Origin of the sequence: Bradyrhizobium uaiense, assembly GCF_010811875.1 — a bacterium.
Lineage (GTDB): Bacteria > Pseudomonadota > Alphaproteobacteria > Rhizobiales > Xanthobacteraceae > Bradyrhizobium > Bradyrhizobium uaiense.
In genome coordinates, this window is the sequence record NZ_VKHP01001230.1 from 1 (window position 1) to 219 (window position 219).

General features: G+C 64.8%; 1 protein-coding gene. It reads left to right on the forward strand.

The genetic code is table 11. The features are described from left to right. Positions 1 to 219 (forward strand): IS66 family transposase (locus FNJ47_RS55855; protein ID WP_163163938.1); only part of this gene is annotated, 219 nt, incomplete at both ends.

The following is a 219-nucleotide window of genomic DNA, read 5'->3' on the forward strand; positions in this document are numbered from 1 at the left end:
ACCCGCAGGCCTTCCTCGGCGATTACCGCGGCATCGTGATGAGTGACGGCTATACCGCATGGCGCACGCTGGAACGGGCCACCCACATCGGCTGCATGGCCCACTCCCGGCGGCGCTTTGTCGATGCACTCAAAGCAAGAAAGAAGGGTGGCGGGCCGCCAGAACAGGCGCTGCGGTTCTTCGAACAGCTCTACCGGGTTGAAAGGCAGGCGCGGGACG